The sequence below is a fragment of the Pseudomonas sp. SWRI68 genome (assembly GCF_014269165.1).
Lineage (GTDB): Bacteria > Pseudomonadota > Gammaproteobacteria > Pseudomonadales > Pseudomonadaceae > Aquipseudomonas > Aquipseudomonas capeferrum.
This window is the reverse complement of record NZ_JABWRU010000018.1, coordinates 54,918-73,747: the sequence shown is the minus strand read 5'-3', so window position 1 is coordinate 73,747 and position 18,830 is coordinate 54,918. Positions and strand designations below refer to the sequence as shown.

19 protein-coding genes are annotated in these 18,830 nt (G+C 63.6%); 12 read left to right on the top strand and 7 right to left on the bottom strand.

The features are described 5' to 3' along the window. Positions 1 to 19 precede the first annotated feature (19 nt). From HU770_RS21435 to HU770_RS21395, 9 genes are all read left to right on the top strand, one after another. On the top strand, positions 20 to 928 hold the full coding sequence (locus HU770_RS21435; protein ID WP_186665412.1) for an aldo/keto reductase: 909 nt from the start codon (positions 20 to 22) through the stop codon (positions 926 to 928). A 4-nt stretch (positions 929 to 932) separates the two neighbouring features. Beyond that, entirely contained in the window at positions 933 to 2,216 is a 1,284-nt protein-coding gene (locus tag HU770_RS21430; protein WP_186653680.1) for an MFS transporter, read from the top strand. A gap of 159 nt (positions 2,217 to 2,375) precedes the next feature. Further along, on the top strand, positions 2,376 to 2,558 hold the full coding sequence (locus HU770_RS21425) for a KGG domain-containing protein (protein WP_033697949.1): 183 nt from the start codon (positions 2,376 to 2,378) through the stop codon (positions 2,556 to 2,558). A gap of 62 nt (positions 2,559 to 2,620) precedes the next feature. Next, a complete protein-coding gene (locus tag HU770_RS21420; protein ID WP_033697948.1) occupies positions 2,621 to 2,818 on the top strand; it encodes a hypothetical protein in 198 nt (65 codons plus the stop codon). A 17-nt stretch (positions 2,819 to 2,835) separates the two neighbouring features. Further along, positions 2,836 to 4,170, top strand: a complete 1,335-nt coding sequence (locus HU770_RS21415) for an iron-containing redox enzyme family protein (protein ID WP_186665410.1) — start codon at positions 2,836 to 2,838, stop codon at positions 4,168 to 4,170. Beyond that, positions 4,170 to 5,123 carry a class I SAM-dependent methyltransferase gene (locus HU770_RS21410; protein WP_186665408.1) on the top strand — a complete coding sequence of 318 codons (954 nt, stop codon included), beginning with the start codon at positions 4,170 to 4,172 and terminating at the stop codon, positions 5,121 to 5,123. The genes HU770_RS21415 and HU770_RS21410 overlap by 1 nt, the downstream gene beginning before the upstream one ends. Before the next feature lie 3 nt (positions 5,124 to 5,126). Continuing rightward, on the top strand, positions 5,127 to 6,248 hold the full coding sequence (locus tag HU770_RS21405; RefSeq protein ID WP_186665406.1) for a carboxylate-amine ligase: 1,122 nt from the start codon (positions 5,127 to 5,129) through the stop codon (positions 6,246 to 6,248). 72 nt (positions 6,249 to 6,320) lie between these two features. Beyond that, positions 6,321 to 6,902, top strand: coding sequence for a nucleosidase (locus tag HU770_RS21400; protein ID WP_033697944.1), 582 nt, complete (start codon positions 6,321 to 6,323; stop codon positions 6,900 to 6,902). A gap of 112 nt (positions 6,903 to 7,014) precedes the next feature. Beyond that, the gene (locus HU770_RS21395) at positions 7,015 to 7,875 is read left to right on the top strand and encodes a Ku protein (protein WP_186665404.1); all 861 of its coding nucleotides are present in this window, start codon (positions 7,015 to 7,017) and stop codon (positions 7,873 to 7,875) included. 98 nt (positions 7,876 to 7,973) lie between these two features. Here HU770_RS21395 and HU770_RS21390 read toward each other — a convergent pair whose 3' ends face one another. The 5 genes from HU770_RS21390 to ligD are packed head-to-tail and all read right to left on the bottom strand — an operon-like array spanning position 7,974 to position 13,527. After that, positions 7,974 to 8,636: a glycosyltransferase gene (locus HU770_RS21390; RefSeq protein ID WP_033697942.1), complete on the bottom strand. Its 663-nt coding sequence runs from the start codon at positions 8,634 to 8,636 to the stop codon at positions 7,974 to 7,976. Then, positions 8,633 to 9,232 carry an SAM-dependent methyltransferase gene (locus HU770_RS21385; RefSeq protein ID WP_186665396.1) on the bottom strand — a complete coding sequence of 200 codons (600 nt, stop codon included), beginning with the start codon at positions 9,230 to 9,232 and terminating at the stop codon, positions 8,633 to 8,635. Before HU770_RS21385 ends, HU770_RS21390 begins: the two co-directional genes overlap by 4 nt. A 10-nt stretch (positions 9,233 to 9,242) precedes the next feature. Continuing rightward, positions 9,243 to 9,992, bottom strand: coding sequence for a PIG-L family deacetylase (locus HU770_RS21380; RefSeq protein ID WP_047583198.1), 750 nt, complete (start codon positions 9,990 to 9,992; stop codon positions 9,243 to 9,245). Then, entirely contained in the window at positions 9,989 to 11,032 is a 1,044-nt protein-coding gene (locus HU770_RS21375) for an acyl-CoA dehydrogenase family protein (RefSeq protein WP_186665394.1), read from the bottom strand. Before HU770_RS21375 ends, HU770_RS21380 begins: the two co-directional genes overlap by 4 nt. After that, the gene (gene ligD / locus HU770_RS21370) at positions 11,032 to 13,527 is read right to left on the bottom strand and encodes a DNA ligase D (protein WP_186665393.1); all 2,496 of its coding nucleotides are present in this window, start codon (positions 13,525 to 13,527) and stop codon (positions 11,032 to 11,034) included. Before ligD ends, HU770_RS21375 begins: the two co-directional genes overlap by 1 nt. Before the next feature lie 234 nt (positions 13,528 to 13,761). On the opposite strand from ligD, the gene HU770_RS21365 reads away from it, so the two are divergent. After that, positions 13,762 to 13,920, top strand: a complete 159-nt coding sequence (locus HU770_RS21365; protein ID WP_238347492.1) for a hypothetical protein — start codon at positions 13,762 to 13,764, stop codon at positions 13,918 to 13,920. Positions 13,921 to 13,940: 20 nt separating this feature from the next. On the opposite strand, the gene HU770_RS21360 is transcribed toward HU770_RS21365, so the two are convergent. Both HU770_RS21360 and HU770_RS21355 read right to left on the bottom strand, forming a co-directional pair. Further along, positions 13,941 to 14,771, bottom strand: coding sequence for an NAD(P)-dependent oxidoreductase (locus tag HU770_RS21360; RefSeq protein WP_186665385.1), 831 nt, complete (start codon positions 14,769 to 14,771; stop codon positions 13,941 to 13,943). Between the two features lie 78 nt (positions 14,772 to 14,849). Beyond that, positions 14,850 to 15,575 (bottom strand): oligogalacturonate-specific porin KdgM family protein, encoded by a 726-nt coding sequence (locus tag HU770_RS21355; RefSeq protein ID WP_186665383.1) that lies wholly within the window; start codon positions 15,573 to 15,575, stop codon positions 14,850 to 14,852. 359 nt (positions 15,576 to 15,934) lie between these two features. On the opposite strand from HU770_RS21355, the gene HU770_RS21350 reads away from it, so the two are divergent. Both HU770_RS21350 and HU770_RS21345 read left to right on the top strand, forming a co-directional pair. Then, a complete protein-coding gene (locus HU770_RS21350; protein WP_033697930.1) occupies positions 15,935 to 17,089 on the top strand; it encodes a mandelate racemase family protein in 1,155 nt (384 codons plus the stop codon). Positions 17,090 to 17,209: 120 nt separating this feature from the next. Further along, positions 17,210 to 18,769: an ABC transporter substrate-binding protein gene (locus HU770_RS21345; RefSeq protein WP_238347496.1), complete on the top strand. Its 1,560-nt coding sequence runs from the start codon at positions 17,210 to 17,212 to the stop codon at positions 18,767 to 18,769. The last annotated feature ends 61 nt before the right edge of the window (positions 18,770 to 18,830 follow it).

The window sequence follows — 18,830 nt, the reverse complement described above, 5'->3', positions numbered from 1 at the left end:
TCATGACGGGAGCTTTTCCATGTACGCACGTCGTGATGTCCTGCGCGCCAGCGCAGCTTTGGGGCTGCTGGCCGCAAGCCCCTGGTTGCACGCTGCCGCACCCAGCGGGCTACTGACCCGCAAGATCCCGTCCACCGGTGAAGCCCTGCCGGTAATCGGTGCCGGTACCTCTGGCAGTTTCGAGGTCGAAGCCGGCACTGCCGAATACCAACAGCTGGCCACGGTGCTCAAGGCCTTCTTCCAGGGTGGCGGCAGGGTCATCGACACCTCGCCCAACTATGGCGGCGCCGACAGTATCCTTGGCCAATTACTGGAAGAAGGCGGTTGGCGCCGGCAGTGCTTCCTTGCCACCAAGATCGCCGCTGACAGCCTCGCCGATGCGCAAGCGCAGTGGGCCGGCAGCCTTCGCAGCCTGCGCACCGACAAGGTCGAACTGCTGCAGATCCACAACCTGCGCGATTGGCAGACCCAGCTGCCCTATGCCCGTGAACTCAAGCAGCAGGGCAAGACCCGCTACGTCGGCATCACCCACTACCTGAACAGCGGCCAGGATGAAGTCGCCAGGATCGTGCGCAGCGAGCCCTTGGATTTCATCCAGATCAACTATTCGGTCAATGCGCCACATGCCGCGCGCGAACTGCTGCCGCTGTGCCAGGACAAGGGCGTTGCGGTGCTGATCAACCGGGCGTTCGACGATGGCCGGCTGTTCGCCAAGGTCAAGGGCCAGCCCTTGCCTGGCTGGGCTGCAGAGGCAGGCATCGGCAGTTGGGCGCAGCTGTTTCTCAAGTTCGCCATCAGCCACCCGGCAGTAACTACGGTCATACCCGCCACCAGCCGCCCGGATCGCCAGCTCGATCAGCTCAAGGCCGGCCACACACCGCTGCTCAGCCAGGCGCAGCAACAGGCGCTGATAGAGCAGTTTGCCTGACGCCATGCAAAGCTGGCGGCGGCGCCTGGGCAACGGCTTGAACATTCAACCGGGTGAAGGGCCCGCAGTGCTTGCCGGGCTGTCGTTATTCTACCTGCTGTTCACCGGTTACTTCATGCTGCGCCCGGTGCGCGAGACCATGGGTGTGGCCGGTGGCGTGGACAACCTGCAATGGCTGTTTACCGGCACCTTCGTTGCCACCCTGGCGTGCCTGCCGCTGTTTGGCTGGCTGGCGTCGAAAGTGCGTCGGCGGCATATCCTGCCGTGGACCTATGGCTTTTTCACCAGCAACCTGCTGCTCTTCGCTGTGCTCTTTGCCCGTGATCCAGACGGTCTGTGGACGGCACGGGCGTTCTACATCTGGCTGTCGGTGTTCAACCTGCTGACCATCTCGCTGGGCTGGAGCGTGCTTGCCGACCTGTTTTCCACCGAGCAAGGCAAACGCCTGTTCGGCCTGCTGGCGGCCGGTGCCAGCCTGGGCGGGCTCAGTGGGCCGATCCTGGGCACCGTGCTGGTGGGCCCGCTGGGGCATGCCGGCCTGTTGGTACTGGCGGGGGTGTTCTTGCTGGGCAGCACAGGCGCAACGCTGTACTTGCAGCGCTGGCGGGCCCGTCATCCACTGCCGGCGCACCAGCAGCGCTCGTCGTCGAAACCCTTGGGTGGCAACCCGTTCGCCGGCGCCACGGCGGTACTGCGCTCTCCCTATCTGCTGGGTATCGCGCTGTTCGTGGTACTGCTGGCCAGCGTCAGCACGTTCCTGTACTTCGAACAGGCGCGCATCGTCAGCGAGACCTTCACCGACCGCACACGGCAAACCCAGGTGTTCGGCCTGATCGACACTGTGGTCCAGGCCTTGGCGATCCTCACCCAGGTGTTCCTGACCGGACGCCTGGCCCGACGGATGGGCGTGGGGGTGCTGCTCGTGGCGGTGCCGTTGGTAATGGCTGCAGGTTTTGTCTGGCTGGCACTGGCGCCGGTGTTCGCCGCCTTCGTCGTGGTCATGGTGGTGCGCCGGGCCGGCGAGTATGCGCTGGTGCGGCCAGGGCGCGAGATGCTCTTTACGGTCCTGCCGGCAGAAGACAAGTACAAGGCCAAGAACTTCATCGACACGGTGGTCTACCGCGGCGGTGACGCCCTGAGCGGTTGGGTCAAGCGGGCACTGGACGTGATGGCCGAGCATCCGCAACTGGCGATGCTGATGGGGGCCGCGATAGCCCTGGGGTGGGCGGCGACCGGCGGCTGGCTGGGGCGGCGGCAGGCGCGGCTCGATACAACGGATACCGAGTGAGCCAGACGTCACTTGGTGCACCAAATATGCAGCTGCCGCTTATTTAATGCCACCGGTCCGAACCTGTCGCATTAAAACGAATCCCTCCATATCGCCGAACTCCGAACCTATGTACGGCACAGTGCCGTGCTTCCTGAAGTCATATGAGGTTTCACGACCATGGCTAACAAAGAGAACAGCCGCACCGGCACCCAGGGCAAGGAAGGCAGCCAAGGCGGCAGCAAGAACCCGGGCAACTTCGCCAACGACCGCGAGAAGGCCTCTGAAGCGGGGCGTAAAGGTGGCCAGTCTTCGGGGGGCAACATGCCTCACGACACCAGCCGTAAAGGCGGCCGTTCGTAATTGAGGAATACGCAGTGCCGGGGCGACCTGGCACTGCAATTGAATACAACGGAGGACTTCCCATGCGATTGACTCATTGGGTCGCCCTGGTGGGCGCCATGACGCTGATGGGTGGTTGTTTCGACCGAGACAACAATCACCCCGGCAAAGACGCCGACCCCAGCAAGCCATCGTTGCAAATGCAAAAACCGGATGATCTGCCAGCGCCGCAGCCTGCGCCTGACCCCGAGCCTATGCCGGGGCAAAAACCGGCCCAATAAGTTCAGAGGAGCTCGGCATGACGGTCATTACCCGCAAGGCCGCTGCTGATGCAGGGGCTCGCGCAGCACACCTGAGCCTGCAACACCGCTACCAGAACCTCCTGGAAGGCCCGGACGCCACAAGCGCCGCCTGGCTGGGTGAACAAATCGCGCGCGTTGAACACTGGCCGGACGATTTGCCTGACACCCCCGCACAGCTCCCTGCCTGGAGCGATCATCATGCCGGCGAAGTCGCCAAGGCCTATGCCGACTACCTGCAGCAACGTCGCCAAGGTGCGCCACGCCACTTCTTCAGCAACCGCGCCCATGCCCTGTGGTTTCTGCAGCAGGTTGCACCCACCAAGGCGGTGGACGGTGCCTGGCTGCACGGCACGTTGCAGCACTGGCGCGACCCCCGTTACCACGGGCTGATCCGCACCTACCTGGAAGAGCTGGGTAATGGCGACCCGCGTTGCAACCATGTGCTGATCTACCAGCGGCTGCTGAGCCGCCTGGGCTGCCTGGAACTGCCGCAACTGGATGACCAGCGCTACTTGCAAGGTGCCGTGCAACTGGCTCTTGGGCAGCACGGTGACGCATTCCTGCCGGAAGTGCTGGGGTACAACCTGGGTTACGAGCAACCGCCGCTGCATTTGCTGATTACCACCTATGAACTGGCGGAGCTGGGCATCGACGGCCATTACTTTCAGCTGCATGTCACCATCGACAACGCCGCCAGCGGCCATGCCCAGCTGTCCCTCCAGGCGTTACGACAACTGTGCCCGGCACAGGACGCACAGCACTTCTACCAACGGGTGCGGCGCGGCTACCGGTTAAACGACCTGGGCACTTCAGCGACCGCATTGGTCGCCGAGTTCGACCTGCAGGCACAGCTGTTCGCAGCGCTGGAGCGCAAGCGCCAATACGGCCAGTTCATGCACGCCGATCACTGCCGTTTGCAAAAGCGCACCATCAATCAGTGGCTGGCCGAGCCCGGCGCCATGCCGGCTTTCGTCGACGCGCTGCAGGCCCAGGGATGGATCCGGCGCGGGGAGAACCCGGTAAACAGCCGCTGGTGGCAACTGATCGACGGGCCTGCTGCGGCCATGTTCGGTGTATTCACGGCCTACGAGAAGCAGTTGTGGCACGATTGGATCGCTGGCGACTGGCAGGCGCCTATCCGGCGCGTCATGCCGGGTAGCTGGGACATCAACGTGTCGGCCGATGACAGGCCCATGGTCAGCCAGCGCCCAGAGACTGTGGAAGCCCTGGTGCAGCGCATGGCCGGCAACCGTCACGCGTCGCCGGAGGGGTTGTTGGCCACTCAGGCCTTCATCAACGCCACGGGCCTGGTTCAAGAAGGATGTCAGTGATGATGTTAGACCCAGAGCAAGCCCAGGCAGACCTGGCACTGCTGCAGCTAGGCAAGCGCTTGCGTGCGGACGGTTACCGCTTCACCTGTGTAACCCCCGCCACCCATGCACGCAACAACGCCCGTGAGAGCGCCCGGCAGGCCAGCAACTTGCGCGACGTGTTCGGCTGGAGCCGGCCGTTTGCGCCTTCGTTGCTTTCGGCCGACGAATTGCAAGCGCTGCAGCATGCGCAGGTGCTGGAGCAGCGCGGTGAACTGCTGGCCAGCAAGGTGCGTTGGTCGAGCCTGGACGACCTGCTGCTGGTGCATTCGGCGTACCCCACACACGCCAGTGACGCGGTGTTCTTCGGCCCCGACAGCTACCGCTTTGCCCAGGTCATTCATGACCATCTGCAACGCTGCCCGGATCGCGTGGAACACGCGGTCGATATTGGCTGCGGCAGTGGCGTGGGGGCATTGCTCATCGCCCGCGCCGCCCCCCATGCACAGGTCAGCGCGCTGGACATCAACCCGCTGGCGTTGCGCTATACCGCCATCAACGCGGCCTTGGCGGGCATCAGTAATGTGTCCGTGGAGCCGAGTGATTTGCTTCACGGCGTTACCGGCATCTTCGACCTGATCGTGGCCAATCCGCCCTACATGCTCGACCACAATGCGCGCACCTACCGCCACGGGGGCGGGGCGCTGGGCGCCGAGCTGTCACTGCGCATCGTCGAACAGGCCCGGGAACGCCTGAGCATGAGGGGCACGTTGTTGCTCTACACCGGGGTGGCGATTGTCGAAGGCCGGGACGCGCTGCTCGAGGCTGTTCGCCTGCGCCTGGCGGGCCCGCAATGGTCCTGGGTATACCGGGAAATCGACCCCGACGTGTTTGGCGAACAGCTTGACGAACCCGGCTATGAACACGTCGAGCGCATTGCCGCCGTTGCGCTTACCGTCACCCGTAACGGTTGAAGCATGGCCCGGCCTTGTACGTTTGGCATCGAGGAGGAATACCTGCTGGTGGACCTGGCTACCGGCAAGGTGCCGGTGATGCCTGCCTCGAGCCTGGTCAGGCAGTGTCGTGAAGTACTGGGGCAGCATTTTGCCCAGGAGATGTTCCGCAGCCAGATAGAAGTCGCCTCACCCGTGTTCGCCAACCTGTTCGAGGCGCGCGAGTTCTTCTTGCAGGCCCGGCAGCGATTGAGCGAGGTGCTGGCGGCACAAGGCATGGGCCTGTATGGCGCGGGCAGCCACCCGAATGCAGCCTGGCTGCGGCACAAGCCTGCGCCGTGTGCGCACTACCACCAGTTGTTCGATGACTACCAGCACGTGGCGCGGCGCAGCCTGCTCAATGGCTTGCATGTGCACGTGGGGGTGCCGGCGGACTGCGACCGCATGCAATTGATCAATCGGCTGGTGCACTGGTTGCCGCTGCTGCTGATTCTCAGTACATCCTCGCCCTTGTGGCTGGGCCAGGGTACCGGCTACATGAGCTATCGGCGGGTCATTTGTGGCGAGTGGCCGCACATGGGGTTGCCCGAGCCGCTGGCCGACTGGTCTGCCTATGAACGCTACCGGGCCTTGCTTCAGCGCACCGGCTCGTTGGCTGCTGATGGTGACTTCTGGTGGGCCATCCGACCGTCGCGACGTTTCCCCACCGTCGAGCTGCGTATCTGTGATGGCTGCCCCTGCCTTGAGGACGCTTTGAGCATCGCCGGGGTGTTTCGCCACTTGGTGGAGCACAGCGTGCAGCCAAGGCAAGCGCGCGCCCCCCTCAACCGGGCGTTGCGCTGGGTCGCGCAGGAGAATTACTGGCGCGCCCTGCGCTACGGCCGCCAAGGCCAGTTCATTGGTACCCAGGAGCAACAGCCGGTCACGGCCGAAGGCTGGCTGGCGCAGCTGCAGGGGCAGTTCCCCGTCGACACCGTGGACGCCGAACGCGCCTTCGAGCATGCCCGGCGTATCCTGCGTGAGGGCACCAGTGCCGACCGACAGCTTGAATGCCTGGGGCAGGCGTGCGCCGCCGGGAAGAACGCTACCGAAGCGCTACAGGCCGTGGTCGAGCAGGTGATCAGGCAAGGGCTTACGCAACGGTAGCCGGGGCTTGCAATTCGCCAGGGTTGTCCGAAAATGGCCGCGCCCTTTGCAGCCACCCGGAACCCCTGCGCCATGATGCTGATCAAGCAATTCCCCGACATTTCCCTGGATGACACGCTGTTTGTCTTCGCCCTCGAGGCCGAGGCTGGCACTGTGTTTGCCGAGGTGAACACCGTGTTCACTGGCATCGGCAAGGTCAATGCTGCCATCGCGCTGACCAAGGCCATCGCCCAGCGCAAGCCCAAGCTGATCGTCAACCTGGGTTCGGCCGGCAGCCAGGGCCATGGCAAGGGTGAAGTGGTGTGCTGCACCCGTTTCGTCCAGCGCGACATGGATGTCACGCCGCTGGGCTTCGCCCGCTACGAGACGCCACTGTCGGACATCCCCGTTCTGCTCGAACACGGCGAGCCAATCCCAGGGCTTGCCCTTGAAACCTGCGGCACAGGTGACAATTTCGAGACCAGCCACGGCAAGGCACCTTACGATGTGGTCGACATGGAGGCTTACGTACTGGCGCTGATCGCCCGCAGCGAAGGCATTCCATTCGTCTGCCTCAAGTACATTTCCGACGATGCCGGCAGCGAAGCCGCAGACGATTGGTCGGTGCAAGTGCACCTGGCCGCCGAGGCCTTCAAGCGCGTGCTGTTCAGCTAAGCACCGAGTCGCTGCCCGCCGCAGGGCAGCCTGACTAAACCTTCCCAGCGCGCCGCAGTCACTTCAAGTAGAGGCTCCGATAGGCGCAGGGCTGGAGGGAGGTGACTTAACCATGGCAAGGGCAATCTGGAAGGGCGCGATCAGTTTCGGGCTGGTGCACATCCCCGTCTCGCTGAATACTGCGGTGCGCACCGAGCGGGTCGATTTCGACTGGCTGGACAAACGCAGCATGGAGCCGGTCGGTTACAAGCGGATCAACAAGGTCACCGGCAAAGAGATCGACAAGGACAACATCGTCAAAGGTGTGGAGTACGAGAAAGGCCGTTATGTGGTGATCAGCGAGGAAGAGATCCGCACGGCCCGGCCTGAAGCGACTCAGACCATCGATATTTTCTCGTTCGTCGATGCCGGCGAAATTCCCCTGCAGCATTTCGATACCCCGTATTACCTGAGCCCCGACCGCCGCGGCGGCAAGGTCTATGCGTTGCTGCGCGAAACGCTGGCCAGCACCGGCAAGGTGGCGTTGGCCACGGTGGTGTTGCATACCCGTCAGCACTTGACGCTACTGCGCCCGCTGGATGATGCCCTGGTGATGATCACCCTGCGCTGGCCCGAGGAAGTGCGCGGGTTGGAGACGCTGGAGCTGGACAAGAGCGTGACCGATACCAAACTGGACAAACGTGAACTGGACATGGCCAAGCGGCTGGTCGAGGACATGAGCGGCGCATGGCAGCCGGATGAGTATCAGGATGCCTTTCGCCAGACCATCATGGACCTGGTGGAAGAGAAAGCCAGCAAGGGCAAGATCAGCGTGGTGGAGAAGGGCGAGGGCGGTACTGCAGAGAAAGGTGCCGATATTATCGACCTTACCGAACTGCTCAAACGCAGCTTGGGCGGCAAGGGTGCGGCGGCGGGGAAGAAAAAGCCCGAGCCCGAGAAGAAACCTGCCAAGCGTACGCGCAAGGCTTCTTGAGCCATGGCTGAGATTTTGGGGGCAGTCCAAAAGAACGCGATCGGTGTGGGAGCGGCCTTGCGTCGCGAAAGGGCTGCAAAGCAGCCCCAGGACCCCAATCACGACACCGTCACCTCAAGGCTCGCCAAATAATCCCCAAATCCCTCCCGCGCCCGGCTGTCCCGCCGGCTGCTGGTGGCCACGCTATGCCGTGCCGTCCACGAAATCTGCGCCCCTTGCGCTTCCAGGTCGCGCACCAACTGTACATCCTCATGCGCTGGCAACGGCTGGAAGCCCCCAATCTGCAGATAAGCCTGGGCGCTGACCCCAAGGTTGGCACCGTGAATATGCCGATGCCCTTCACGCGCCTCGTAGCGGCTCAGGTACAGCCGACGCAAGGCAGCCTTCTGCCAAGGCTGCCAGCATTCCACATGCACCGTTCCACAGACCACATCTGCCCCAAACGCCAGTTGCGACAGCAGCCAGTGCGGCGGCACCTGGCTGTCGGCATCGGTACAGGCCAGCCAGCTGGCGCCTTGTTCGATCACCTTGGCGGCCCCAGCCCTGCGTGCCATGCCAACGTTGCCGGCGTGAACGTCCAGCGTCTGCACGCCATGACGCCTGGCCACCGCCGCACTACCGTCACTGCAGCGGTCCAACACCACCAGGATGCTGACCTGGTAGCCCGCTTGTTCGGCCTGCGCGGCAGCGACCTTGACCGCCTTCAGGCACCGGCCCAGGCGTCGCGCCTCGTTGTGCGCGGGGATCACCACGGCGATCATGGGCAGGTCTCGTCAAGGTCCACCACGCTGGGCAGGCATGACCAGTATTCGAGTAGAAAGTCCGCTTCCTCGTGGCGATACACCGGATACAGCGGTAGATGCTTGCCCAGCATCCGGTGCACCTCGCGGCCATCCTGCGGGCAGCCCGCGATCGGGTGTTTCCAGTGACAGGCCAGCAAGCCGCCGTCGTAGCTCAGGCTGGCGACCGACTGCTCGATAACCTGCAGCCAGTCTGTCGGGTCGAGGTAGTAACCCAGTTCACTCAACACAATGAGATCGAAGCGCCGCCCGGGCCAGTCACCCGGTAGCTTGCCTAGTTCAACCGAGGCGTGGCTCACGTTCGCGAGGCGTTCACGGGCCAGGCCCACCGCGGTCGGGTCCAGGTCCTGGCACAGCAGGTCGGCACAACGCTCGGCCAGCAAGGCGCTGAGTTCGCCGTTGGCACAGGCCGGTTCAAATACACGCTGGTAGCATTGGCGAGGTAGGCTGGCCATGACCAGCTCACGTTTGCGCTTTTCATACCAGCGGGTGCGGAAGGCCCAGGGGTCTTCACTGCTGGCGTAGAGGTCGGCGAAGTATTGCGCGTCGAGGCTCATGTCGATTCCCTTACAAGAACACCAGTTCGAATGGCTGTAGCAGGCAGTCCTGCAAAGCGGCGGGCAGCACGGGCGGTTGGCCGTCATCCGGCTCCAGCTGGCTGGCGTGCGCAGCCAGGGCCTTGCGCTTGCGGGCCAGGCGGGCTTCATCGAGCTGCACGCGATGAGCCCGCGGCCAGGGCAGGCGAGGGTCGTCCGGTTGCGCCCAGTGCCAGGCCCATACCGGCACCTCCACCAGTTGCACCTTGCGCGCCAGTGCCGATTGCGCGGCGGCCCTGCCAACCGCTTCGTGATCACAATGGCCATCGTTGCGCCAGGTGGCCATGAGCAGGTCGTCGGGCTTGAGCAGCTGGCTCAGGTGGTTGACCAGAAAGGCCTCGTCGCGCGGCAGCGCGCCATCCTTCAGGTGCAGCCTGCGCCAGTCCAGGCGGTTGAGGTCCAGGTCGAGCTGTTGCAGGGCGTGGCGGCTCTCCAGCGGCCGTTGCCTGCGCAAGCGGTGCTCGGTCCAGTGCCTGGAGCCTGGGTGGCTGCCCTCGCCATCGGTGGCCGAAATCAGCACCAAGTCTTCTTCGCGCCCGTGGAAGCCCGCCAGCAAGCCGCCCGCCATGAGAATCTCGTCATCTGGGTGGGGGGCGATCAGTACCAGGCGACGCCCCGGCGGGCACAGTTGCCCGGGGTCGATCCAGGTGGCCCTGGCCAGGTGCGCGGCATGCTGCCAGTCAGCCCAGGGGGTGCCGTTACTGGACGCGATCAAATTCATAACTGCCAAGCTCCTGCTGGCAGGTTCGCCAGCTGCTGTCCGAGGGCCGCCAGGTCACGCTCGGCGTGGCTCTGGCGCATAAAGACCGGCAAATCGGCGCTCAACCGGGCAAAGTGGCTGCTGCGGCAGAACGGCGAGGCACCCAGTGCCCGCCCCACGTGATGGATCACCTGCTCGACGGCCTGTTCGACCTGCGCGCGGGTGCGCCGCACCTCGAAACTGGCATCCGCGCTTGGCTCGCGGTCGATCCAGGCTGCACACTCGCGCAGCGCTGCCCTGGCGCCAAGCAAGGCCGCGTCGACCGCGCCCAGGTGGGCGTCGGCATGCGGGTCGGGGCGCGGGTTGCGACAGTGTTCGCGCAGGTAATCGGCCAATGCCTCCGCCGCACCGTACCAGCAGGCCGCAATGCCAGCCCCGCCGTGCCAGAAGCCCGGGCGCGTCAGATACTGCCCCGGCTTGCCGATGGCGATGCCGGGCGTATGGTTGAACTCGACCTCGACGCTTGCCGTGGTGGCCATGCCCACCGCTTGCCAGTGCTCGATGTTCAAGCCTTGGCTGGGGTGCGACAGCTCTATCGCTACCAGCTGCGGTTGTTCGTCATGACCCCAGGCAGTGATGAGCGCGCGGTCGATCTGCAAGGCACCTGAACACCAAGCCTTGCGGCCAGCCAGGCGCACCTGCTCGCCGTGGCGTTCGACGATACGTGCGCGGGCATTCGGCGGTTCGGCAGCCCACACGCCCCAGATACCCTCCTGGGCGTGGTGCGCGGCGCCGCATTCGGCAAGGATCGCCAAGGCATCGGTATGGCCCTCGTAGAGTTTGGCCAGGGCCATGTCACAGCCAGCGATGCGTGCCAGGCTCTGCCACCGCCGCAAGGTGTTGCCTTGGCCCGGCAAGGGCAGCAGGTCAAGGTGGTCAGCCTGCAACGCCTGGATCAGCGTTGGCAGCTGGGTATCGAGGTTGAGCGCCTGCGGCCGTTCGGTAAAGGCGCGCAACAGGCGGTCAAGGTTGTTCAGATCAAAGTCCTGAATGATGCTCATCAGCCCAGCCCTAGCTGTTTGCGCATGCGCGCGGTGATCGATTGACGGGTCTTGCCCATGTCGGCCCATGGGTCGTCCACTTCGGCAAGGCGTTCGTGCAGGTTGCCGATGTGCCATTGGTTGGCGCCCTTGAGTTGCGCCAACTCTTCGCGCCAGATGGGCACGGACACCGGCAGGCCTTCACGCGCCCGCAATGAGTAGGCGCAGGCGGTAGTAGCGCCTTGGCCATTGCGCAGATAGTCGATGAAGATGCGCCCGACCCTGTTCTTCGGCCCCGACACGGCGCTGAGCCGATCGGGGAACAGATTGGCCAGGTAATCGACGATGGCATGGCTGAAATCCTTCACCTCGTCCCAACCCGCTTTGCGGGTCAGTGGCACGACGAGGTGGATCCCCTTGCCGCCGCTGGTCTTGAGGAACACCTTCAGGCCAAGCTCGTCGAGCAGGGTCAGGGTCAGTTGCGTGGCCTCCAGCATCGCCTTCCACGGCAGCGCAGGGTCCGGGTCCAGGTCGAGGATGAAGCGGTCCGGCTTGTCGAAATCCTTGTCGGTGGCGTTCCAGGTATGCAGTTCGAGCATGTTCATTTGCACCGCGCCCAGCAGGGTGTCGGCGCGGTTGATGACCATGGCGGCCTGGCCGGCCGCTTTCTTGTCGTAGCTGACCACATTGGGGATGTGCAACTGGTCGGCGTTTTTCTGAAAGAACAGCTCACCCGCCAGGCCATCGGGGGCGCGTACCAGCGCCACGGGGCGGTTTTTCAGTTGCGGCAGAATCCACTCGCTGACCTGCGCGTAGTACTCGGCCACCTGGCGCTTGGTGGTTGCGCGGGTGGCGTCGATGATGCGCTCAGGGTGGGTCAGGCGCAGTTCGCCCAGCGCCTCGGGTTTGCGCTGAGCCTTGGGCTTGGCGACGGGCTTGCCAGGCATGGCGTGCTCCAGATCGATGGCGGTGGCAGGTTTGTCATCCCGCAGCCCATGGAACACCGCGTGGCGCACCACACCGTCGCGGGTCATCTGGGCGTAGGCTACTTCGGCCAGCAGGGTCGGCTTGAGCCAATGCACACCCCGCGCTTCGGCACCGGTCGGTGGTTGGCTCAAGGGTGGTTTGGCCGTTTGCAAAGGCTTGAGCCGCGCATGAATGCTGCCCAGGGTGGCCGCGCTGAAGCCGGTGCCCACCTTGCCGGCATAGCGCAACTCGCCGCCTTCGTCGTGCACGGCCAGTAGCAACGCGCCAAAGGCGCTGCGGCTGCCCTTGGGGTCGGTGTAGCCGACTATCACGAATTCCTGGCGTTGCTGGCACTTGAGTTTGATCCAGTCGGCGCTGCGCCGGCCGGTGTAGGGGCTGTCGGCGCGTTTGCCAATCAGGCCTTCGAGCTTCATGCGGCAGGCGCTGTCGAGCAGTGAGTCGACTGGCTGATCGAAGCCTTCGGAAAACCGCAGCCATTGCGAATCGTCCTGGTCCAGCAACTGCTGCAGGGTGTTGCGCCGCTCTTGCAGCGGTAATTGGCGCAGGTCCTGGCCGCCCAGAAAGGGCAGGTCGAACAGGTAATAGAGGATGTGCTGATCGTCTTCGCTATCGAAGGCGTTCTGCAGGGCCTGGAAGTCCGCCACGCCATGGGCGTCGTTGACCACCATTTCGCCGTCCAGCCAGGCGGAATCGAGGCCAAGGCTGCGCAGCGCGGCTCGCTGATGCGGCAGCTTGGCAGTCCAGTCATGGCCGTTGCGGGTGTACAGGCGTACGTCATCACCGTCGATGCGCGCGAGAATCCGGTAGCCGTCGAACTTCACCTCGTACAACCAATCGCCGGCCGGTGGCGAGTCGACCAGCGTGGCCAGTTGCGGTTGCAGCGTATCGGGTAGCGCGGCCTGCTGGGCGCTGGCCTTGCGTTTGCGTGACTTACGGGGCGCCGCCTTGCCGGCCGTTTTTCGCACCCTGGGGACCAGGGTCCGCTCGCTGAGCACGCTGTCGGGCTGAGCCTCGACGATGCTGTACTCGGCCTCGCTGCGGGCTTCGCCATCGTGCGACTTGACCAGCATCCACTGTTCTTTCTTGCCCCCAAGGTGGGTGCGAAACAGGTTCCATACGCCATTGAGTTTCTCGCCCTGCAAGCGAAAACGCAGCTTGCCCTTGGTATAGGCCTGCTGCGCGTCACCCTCGGGCTCCCAGATGCCCCGGTCCCAGACAATCACGTCGCCTGCGCCGTAGTGGCCTTCCGGGATATTGCCCTCGAAGTCGGCGTAGTCCAGCGGGTGGTCTTCGACGTGTACGGCCAGCCGGCGCACCTTCGGGTCCAGCGAAGGGCCCTTGGGGATTGCCCAGCTTTTCAGGGTACCGTCGAGCTCCAGACGAAAATCGTAGTGCAGGTGGCTGGCGTCGTGCTTCTGGATGCAGAACTGCAGAGCATGGGGCTGCTTGCCTCGGCCACGGTTACCGCTGGGCTCGGGCGTGGCATTGAAGTCGCGTTTGCGCTGGTACTCCTGCAGGGGCTTGGCCATGGCGGGGTCCTGAAGAATCGCGGGGGCTCTTCAGGTGGGAGAGGGCGGTGCGAAGGGAGTTCAAAATTTCCGTATAGGCAGCCGCCCCCTCAGGGCACCCCAGTGTTCGTCGGGGCGGCTGCACGGCGGCCCTCAGCAGGCTGAACGGCTAGCCTCGCGCATCGAGTTCGTCGGCAATGGCATCCAGAACCACTGCGCGTCGTTCGACAGGCAGGCTGCGATACGCCGGGAAGGATGCCGTGGGATGTCACCAAGGTCGCGGTGGATCACGGCATGCTGGCGCGCCTGCCGTTGCAGTTGAAGTCACGCAGTGAGCCGTACGAAGTGGTTAAGCGCAAGGACGTGGAGCTGAGCACACCAACGCAGATGCTGGTGAGCATCCTGATGGCCTGAGCCCGCTGGCGTTGGCGCCTTCAGTCACCGAAAGGGCCGGCGGCGGTGAACGCGCCACCTTGCAGGTGCGCACTGGCATCGTCAGCAGCAGGCTTGGGCTGTTGCGCAAGCTTCTCGCGAAAGCGCTCCGAGCTGTCCTGCGGGTTGAAGCCCAGGTGCGCGGCGAAGCGGTTGTCCCACCACAGCTCACGGTTTGCCGAAACCCCATACACCACGGTGTGGCCAACGTTTTCGGCGAGCAACGCACGTTCTACCAGGTGCGCAAGGTCCGCATAACTCAGCCACGTCGAGAGCATGCGCAGGTTGCGTGGCTCGGGGAATGACGAGCCGATGCGCAGGCTCACGGTTTCGATGCCGTAGCGGTGAAAGTAGAAGGTGGCCAGGTCTTCGCCATACGACTTGGACAAGCCGTAGTAGCAGTCCGGGCGGCGCACAGACTGCGCATCCACCGTCTCGTCCTGCGGGTAGAAGCCAGTCACATGGTTGGAGCTGGCGAACACAACCCGCTTGATGCCGTGCTTGCGTGCGGCCTCATAGACATGAAAGGTGCCGCGGATATTGGCGTCGAGAATGTCTTCGAACGCACGCTCCGTGGAAATCCCCCCCAGGTGAACGATGGCGTCCACGCCTTGGGCAAGCGCCAGTACCCCGTCCTTGTCCGCCAGGTTGCAACTGATCACCTCTTCATGGTCGCCAGCCGCTGGCGCCATCGCACTGATATCGGAAGCGCGCACGACAGTGGCGTGGGCCTGCAAGGCTTCGCGCAGGATCTGCCCGAGCCCGCCGGCAGCGCCGGTCAGCAGCAAGCGGTTGAAGGGTTTGCCCGAAGTGGGCGTGGCGAGTGTGGTCATGGTCAGCACCTTGGCTTTAAAGGTCGTTGGGGGCAGCGATAACGCCGGGCTACCTGGCAGGCCCCCGGCAGCGCGGCATTACATGAAGTTGTACTGGACGCCCAGACGCCAGCGGGCCTGGCGGTCATCGGTATAGGCGTTGACTTTGATGTCACCCACCTCCATGAACGGCGCCCACTGCTTGTTGAGCTTGTACTTGATGCTCAGGTTCTGCTCGTAGTCGCTCTTCTTGTTGTCGTAGCGGATGTAGTCGGTATCGAAGTGAATGTACTGGTACTCGAAGGCCCACGGGCCTTTCGGGGTGTAGCCCAGCCAACCTTCGAGGCGCGTGGTGTTCTGGTTGTCCTTGGCTCGGTCCGCCTTGGAATGATCGATCTGGTCGCGGTCGAGGTTGCGCGCGTCATGCCGCACACGGGTGGCGACGTACCAGTTGTCGCTGATCTTGTAGCTGTACTTCAAGCCGAACTTGTAGGCGGTGGCGTCCTTGGAGCTGTCCATCTGGAACGCCGGGGTGAGCGTCGACTTGGGGCTCAGCTTGTAGTTGTAGTCCACGGTGAACTCATGGCCGTTGTTGACCATGTTGTCGTAGGCCACGTCCTCACGGTCGCCGGCGGTCTTGTACTTGATCTCGGCGGCGAACCCCAGGCCGGTTTCCATCCGGTAATTCAGCTTGATGCGGTCGGAATGGATGCTGTCGTCTTCGGTGTAGCCGTGGCGGTAGTTGAGGCTGGCCGAGTCTGCGCAGGCATAGAAAGACAGGCCGAGTGTGCTGACAGCAATGAGATTGCGGAGTGTGGTGTTCATTCGATCTTCTTTTCTTGTTTTTGTTGAGGTCGTTTTGAAGCGGGTGGTCACCATCGGATGCGGTGGGGGGTAGGTGCCGCGATCAGATGCGGCAAAGTTATCGTACAACATTTGGGTTGTCTACGATTTCTTGGGTGGTTGTCGGATGACTTCTTTTAAAGCGCCTGAAATGCGCTTTCTAGAGGGTTCTATACGAACATTAAAATGCGATGCACGTCCCAAAAGACGAAAATAGGGGCTCGCAAAGGCCGGATCTGAAAGTTCTAAAGGGGTGCTTTTCAAAAGTTGTATGATGACGTAGGATTGCCTCCAGAGCGTGACTCACCCGCCACAAATCCAATAAGAAGGCTCAGACGTCCATGATCATCACTGCTGTAAACGTCCAGGTTTTTTCCTACCCCACGCGCCGCGCTGTCGACAGTGCCGGCCATGCCCACCCCGGTGACGTGACCCAGGCCAAGATGGCGTTGCTGCGCATCACCACCGAATGCGGCAACGAAGGCTATGCACTGGGTGCCCCTGAACTGATCCGCCCGTACGTGCTCGATGGTTTCGTGCGCAAAGTGCTGGTAGGCGCCAATGCCTTTGATCGCGAGAAGATCTGGCACGACCTTGCACACTGGCAACGCGGCAGCGCCAGCCAGTTGACCGATCGCGCCCTGGCACTGGTCGAGCAGGCCTTGTGGGATTGGGCCGGGCGCAAGCTGAACGTGCCGGTGCACAAGCTGATTGGCGGTTACCGCGACAAGGTGCCTGCGTATGGCTCGACCATGTGTGGCGACGAGCTCGAAGGCGGCTTGTCCACCCCTGAGGAATACGGGCGTTTTGCCGAAACCCTGGTCAAGCGTGGCTACAAGGCAATCAAGCTGCACACCTGGATGCCGCCGGTATCCTTCGCGCCCAGCGTGAGCATGGACATCAAGGCCTGCGCCGCCGTGCGCGAAGCGGTCGGCCCCGACATCGCACTGATGATCGACGGCTACCACTGGTACAGCCGTACCGACGCCCTGACCATCGGCCGCGCCCTGGAAAAGCTCAACTTCGCCTGGTTCGAAGAACCGATGATGGAAGACTCTGCCGAATCCTATGCCTGGCTCGCCGGCCAGCTGGACATCCCGGTGCTGGGCCCGGAAAGCCTGGGTGGCAAGCACCTGAGCCGGGCCAGTTGGGTCAAGCATGACGTGTGTGACATCCTGCGCGCCGGGGTTGCCGGGGTCGGCGGTATTGCACCGTGCCTGAAAGTGGCGCACATGGCCGAAGCGTTCGGCATGGATTGCGAAATCCACGGCAACGGCGCAGCCAACCTGGCCGTGGTCGGGGCCATCAAGAACTGCACCTGGTACGAGCGCGGCCTGTTGCACCCGTTCCTCGACTATGACGAGGTGCCGGCCTACCTCAAACGCCTGGTCGACCCGATGGACAAGGACGGTTTCGTCCACCTGTCGGACCTGCCTGGCCTGGGTGAAGAGATCGACTTCGACTACGTCGAGACCCATACATTGCAGCGCTTCTGACCCGTGCATGGCGGCGCGCGACAGTGCGCGCCGCCCGAGAGTCCAATAACTATAAAAAGGCAATCTCACATGAGCGTACTTCCCACATTCTGGGCAGGGGTCCTTGCCGCATCGCTGGCAATGACCTCGGCACCCACTGCTTTGGCCAAGACACCCGCCGACCAGTTGATCGTCGGCATGAGCATGATCAACCTGTTGTCCCTGGACCCAGCCGGTGCCACCGGGCTGGACGTCTCCGAGGTCAACGCCAACCTGTACGACATGCTGCTGGTGCAGGATGCGCAGCAACCGGACCAACTGGTGCCGGCGCTGGCGCAAAGCTGGCAGGTCAGCGATGACCGCAAGACCCTCACGTTCAAGCTGCGCGAGGGCGTCACGTTCCAGTCCGGCAATGCCTTCAGTGCCGAGGACGTCGTCTGGTCGCTGCAACGCATCCTCAAGCTCAACCTGGCCTTGGCCTCGACCTGGAAGGCTTACGGTTTCACGGCAGGCAATGTCGCCCAGTACATGCGTGCCAGTGATGCGCACACCTTCGTCCTCGAGCTGCCGCGGCCGACCGACCCGCTGCTGGTGCTCAACACCCTGGCGACATCGCCTAGTGCCTTCATTCTCGACCGCAAGGTGGTCCAGCAGCACCAGAAGGGCGATGACCTCGGCGCCGCCTGGCTGACCACACATGCTGCCGGCAGCGGGCCGTTCATCCTCAATGACTGGCGCGCCAATGATGTGATCCTGATGAGCCGTTTCGACGGTTACTGGGGCGGCCCGGCCAAGCTCAAGCGCATCGTCATGCGCAACATGACCGAATCGCAGTCGCTGCGGCTGATGGTGGAGCGCGGTGACCTGGACCTGGCCAAAGGCATGTCCGCCCCAGACATCGAAGCGCTGGAGAAGTCCGACAAGGTGCGCACCGAGACCGTGCAGCGCGGCACCCTCTACTACGTGGCGCTGAGCGTGAAGCAAAAGCCCTACGACGACGCCCGCGTGCGCAAGGCGGTACGCTCGCTGATTGACTACCAGGGCATCAACCAGACCGTCATGCCGCATTACGGCCAGCTCAATCAACGGCCACTGCCGCTGGGCCTGCCGGCACGCCTGGACGACCCAGGCTACCGCCTGAACGTGGCCGAGGCGAAACAACTGCTGGCCGAAGCCGGTTACCCCAACGGCTTCAAGACCACCATCCGCGTGCTCACCGAGCCGCCCTTCATCAACATTGCCTCCAGCCTGCAGGCCACCCTGGCCCAGGCGGATATACAGGCCACCATCGTCACCGGTACCGGCAACCAGATCTACGGCGCCATGCGCGAACGCAGCTTCGACATCCTGGTTGGCCGTGGCGGCGGCGGTGCCGAGCGCCACCCGCATTCGAGCTTGCGCACCCTGGTGTACAACCCGGACAACCGTGACGAAGCCAAGCTGAGCAACTTCCAGGGCTGGCGCACCTCGTTCTACAGCCCCGAGCTGAACAGCCTGATCGAGCAGGCCGAAGTCGAACCCGACAAGGCCCGGCAGCTGGCCCAGTACCAGCAGATCCAGAACACGCTCGACACCCAGGTTGGCGCGATCCTGCCGGTTTCACAGATGACCGACACCGTGGTGCTGTACCACGACGTGCAGAACTATCAGGCCCACAGCGCGGCCACCACCCGTTACAAAGACGTCTACAAGTCGCGATGAGCGGGACGGGGGCGTGCGCGCCCCTGACGCCTCGGTGTTTGCTGAACGCTTTTTCAGGAGC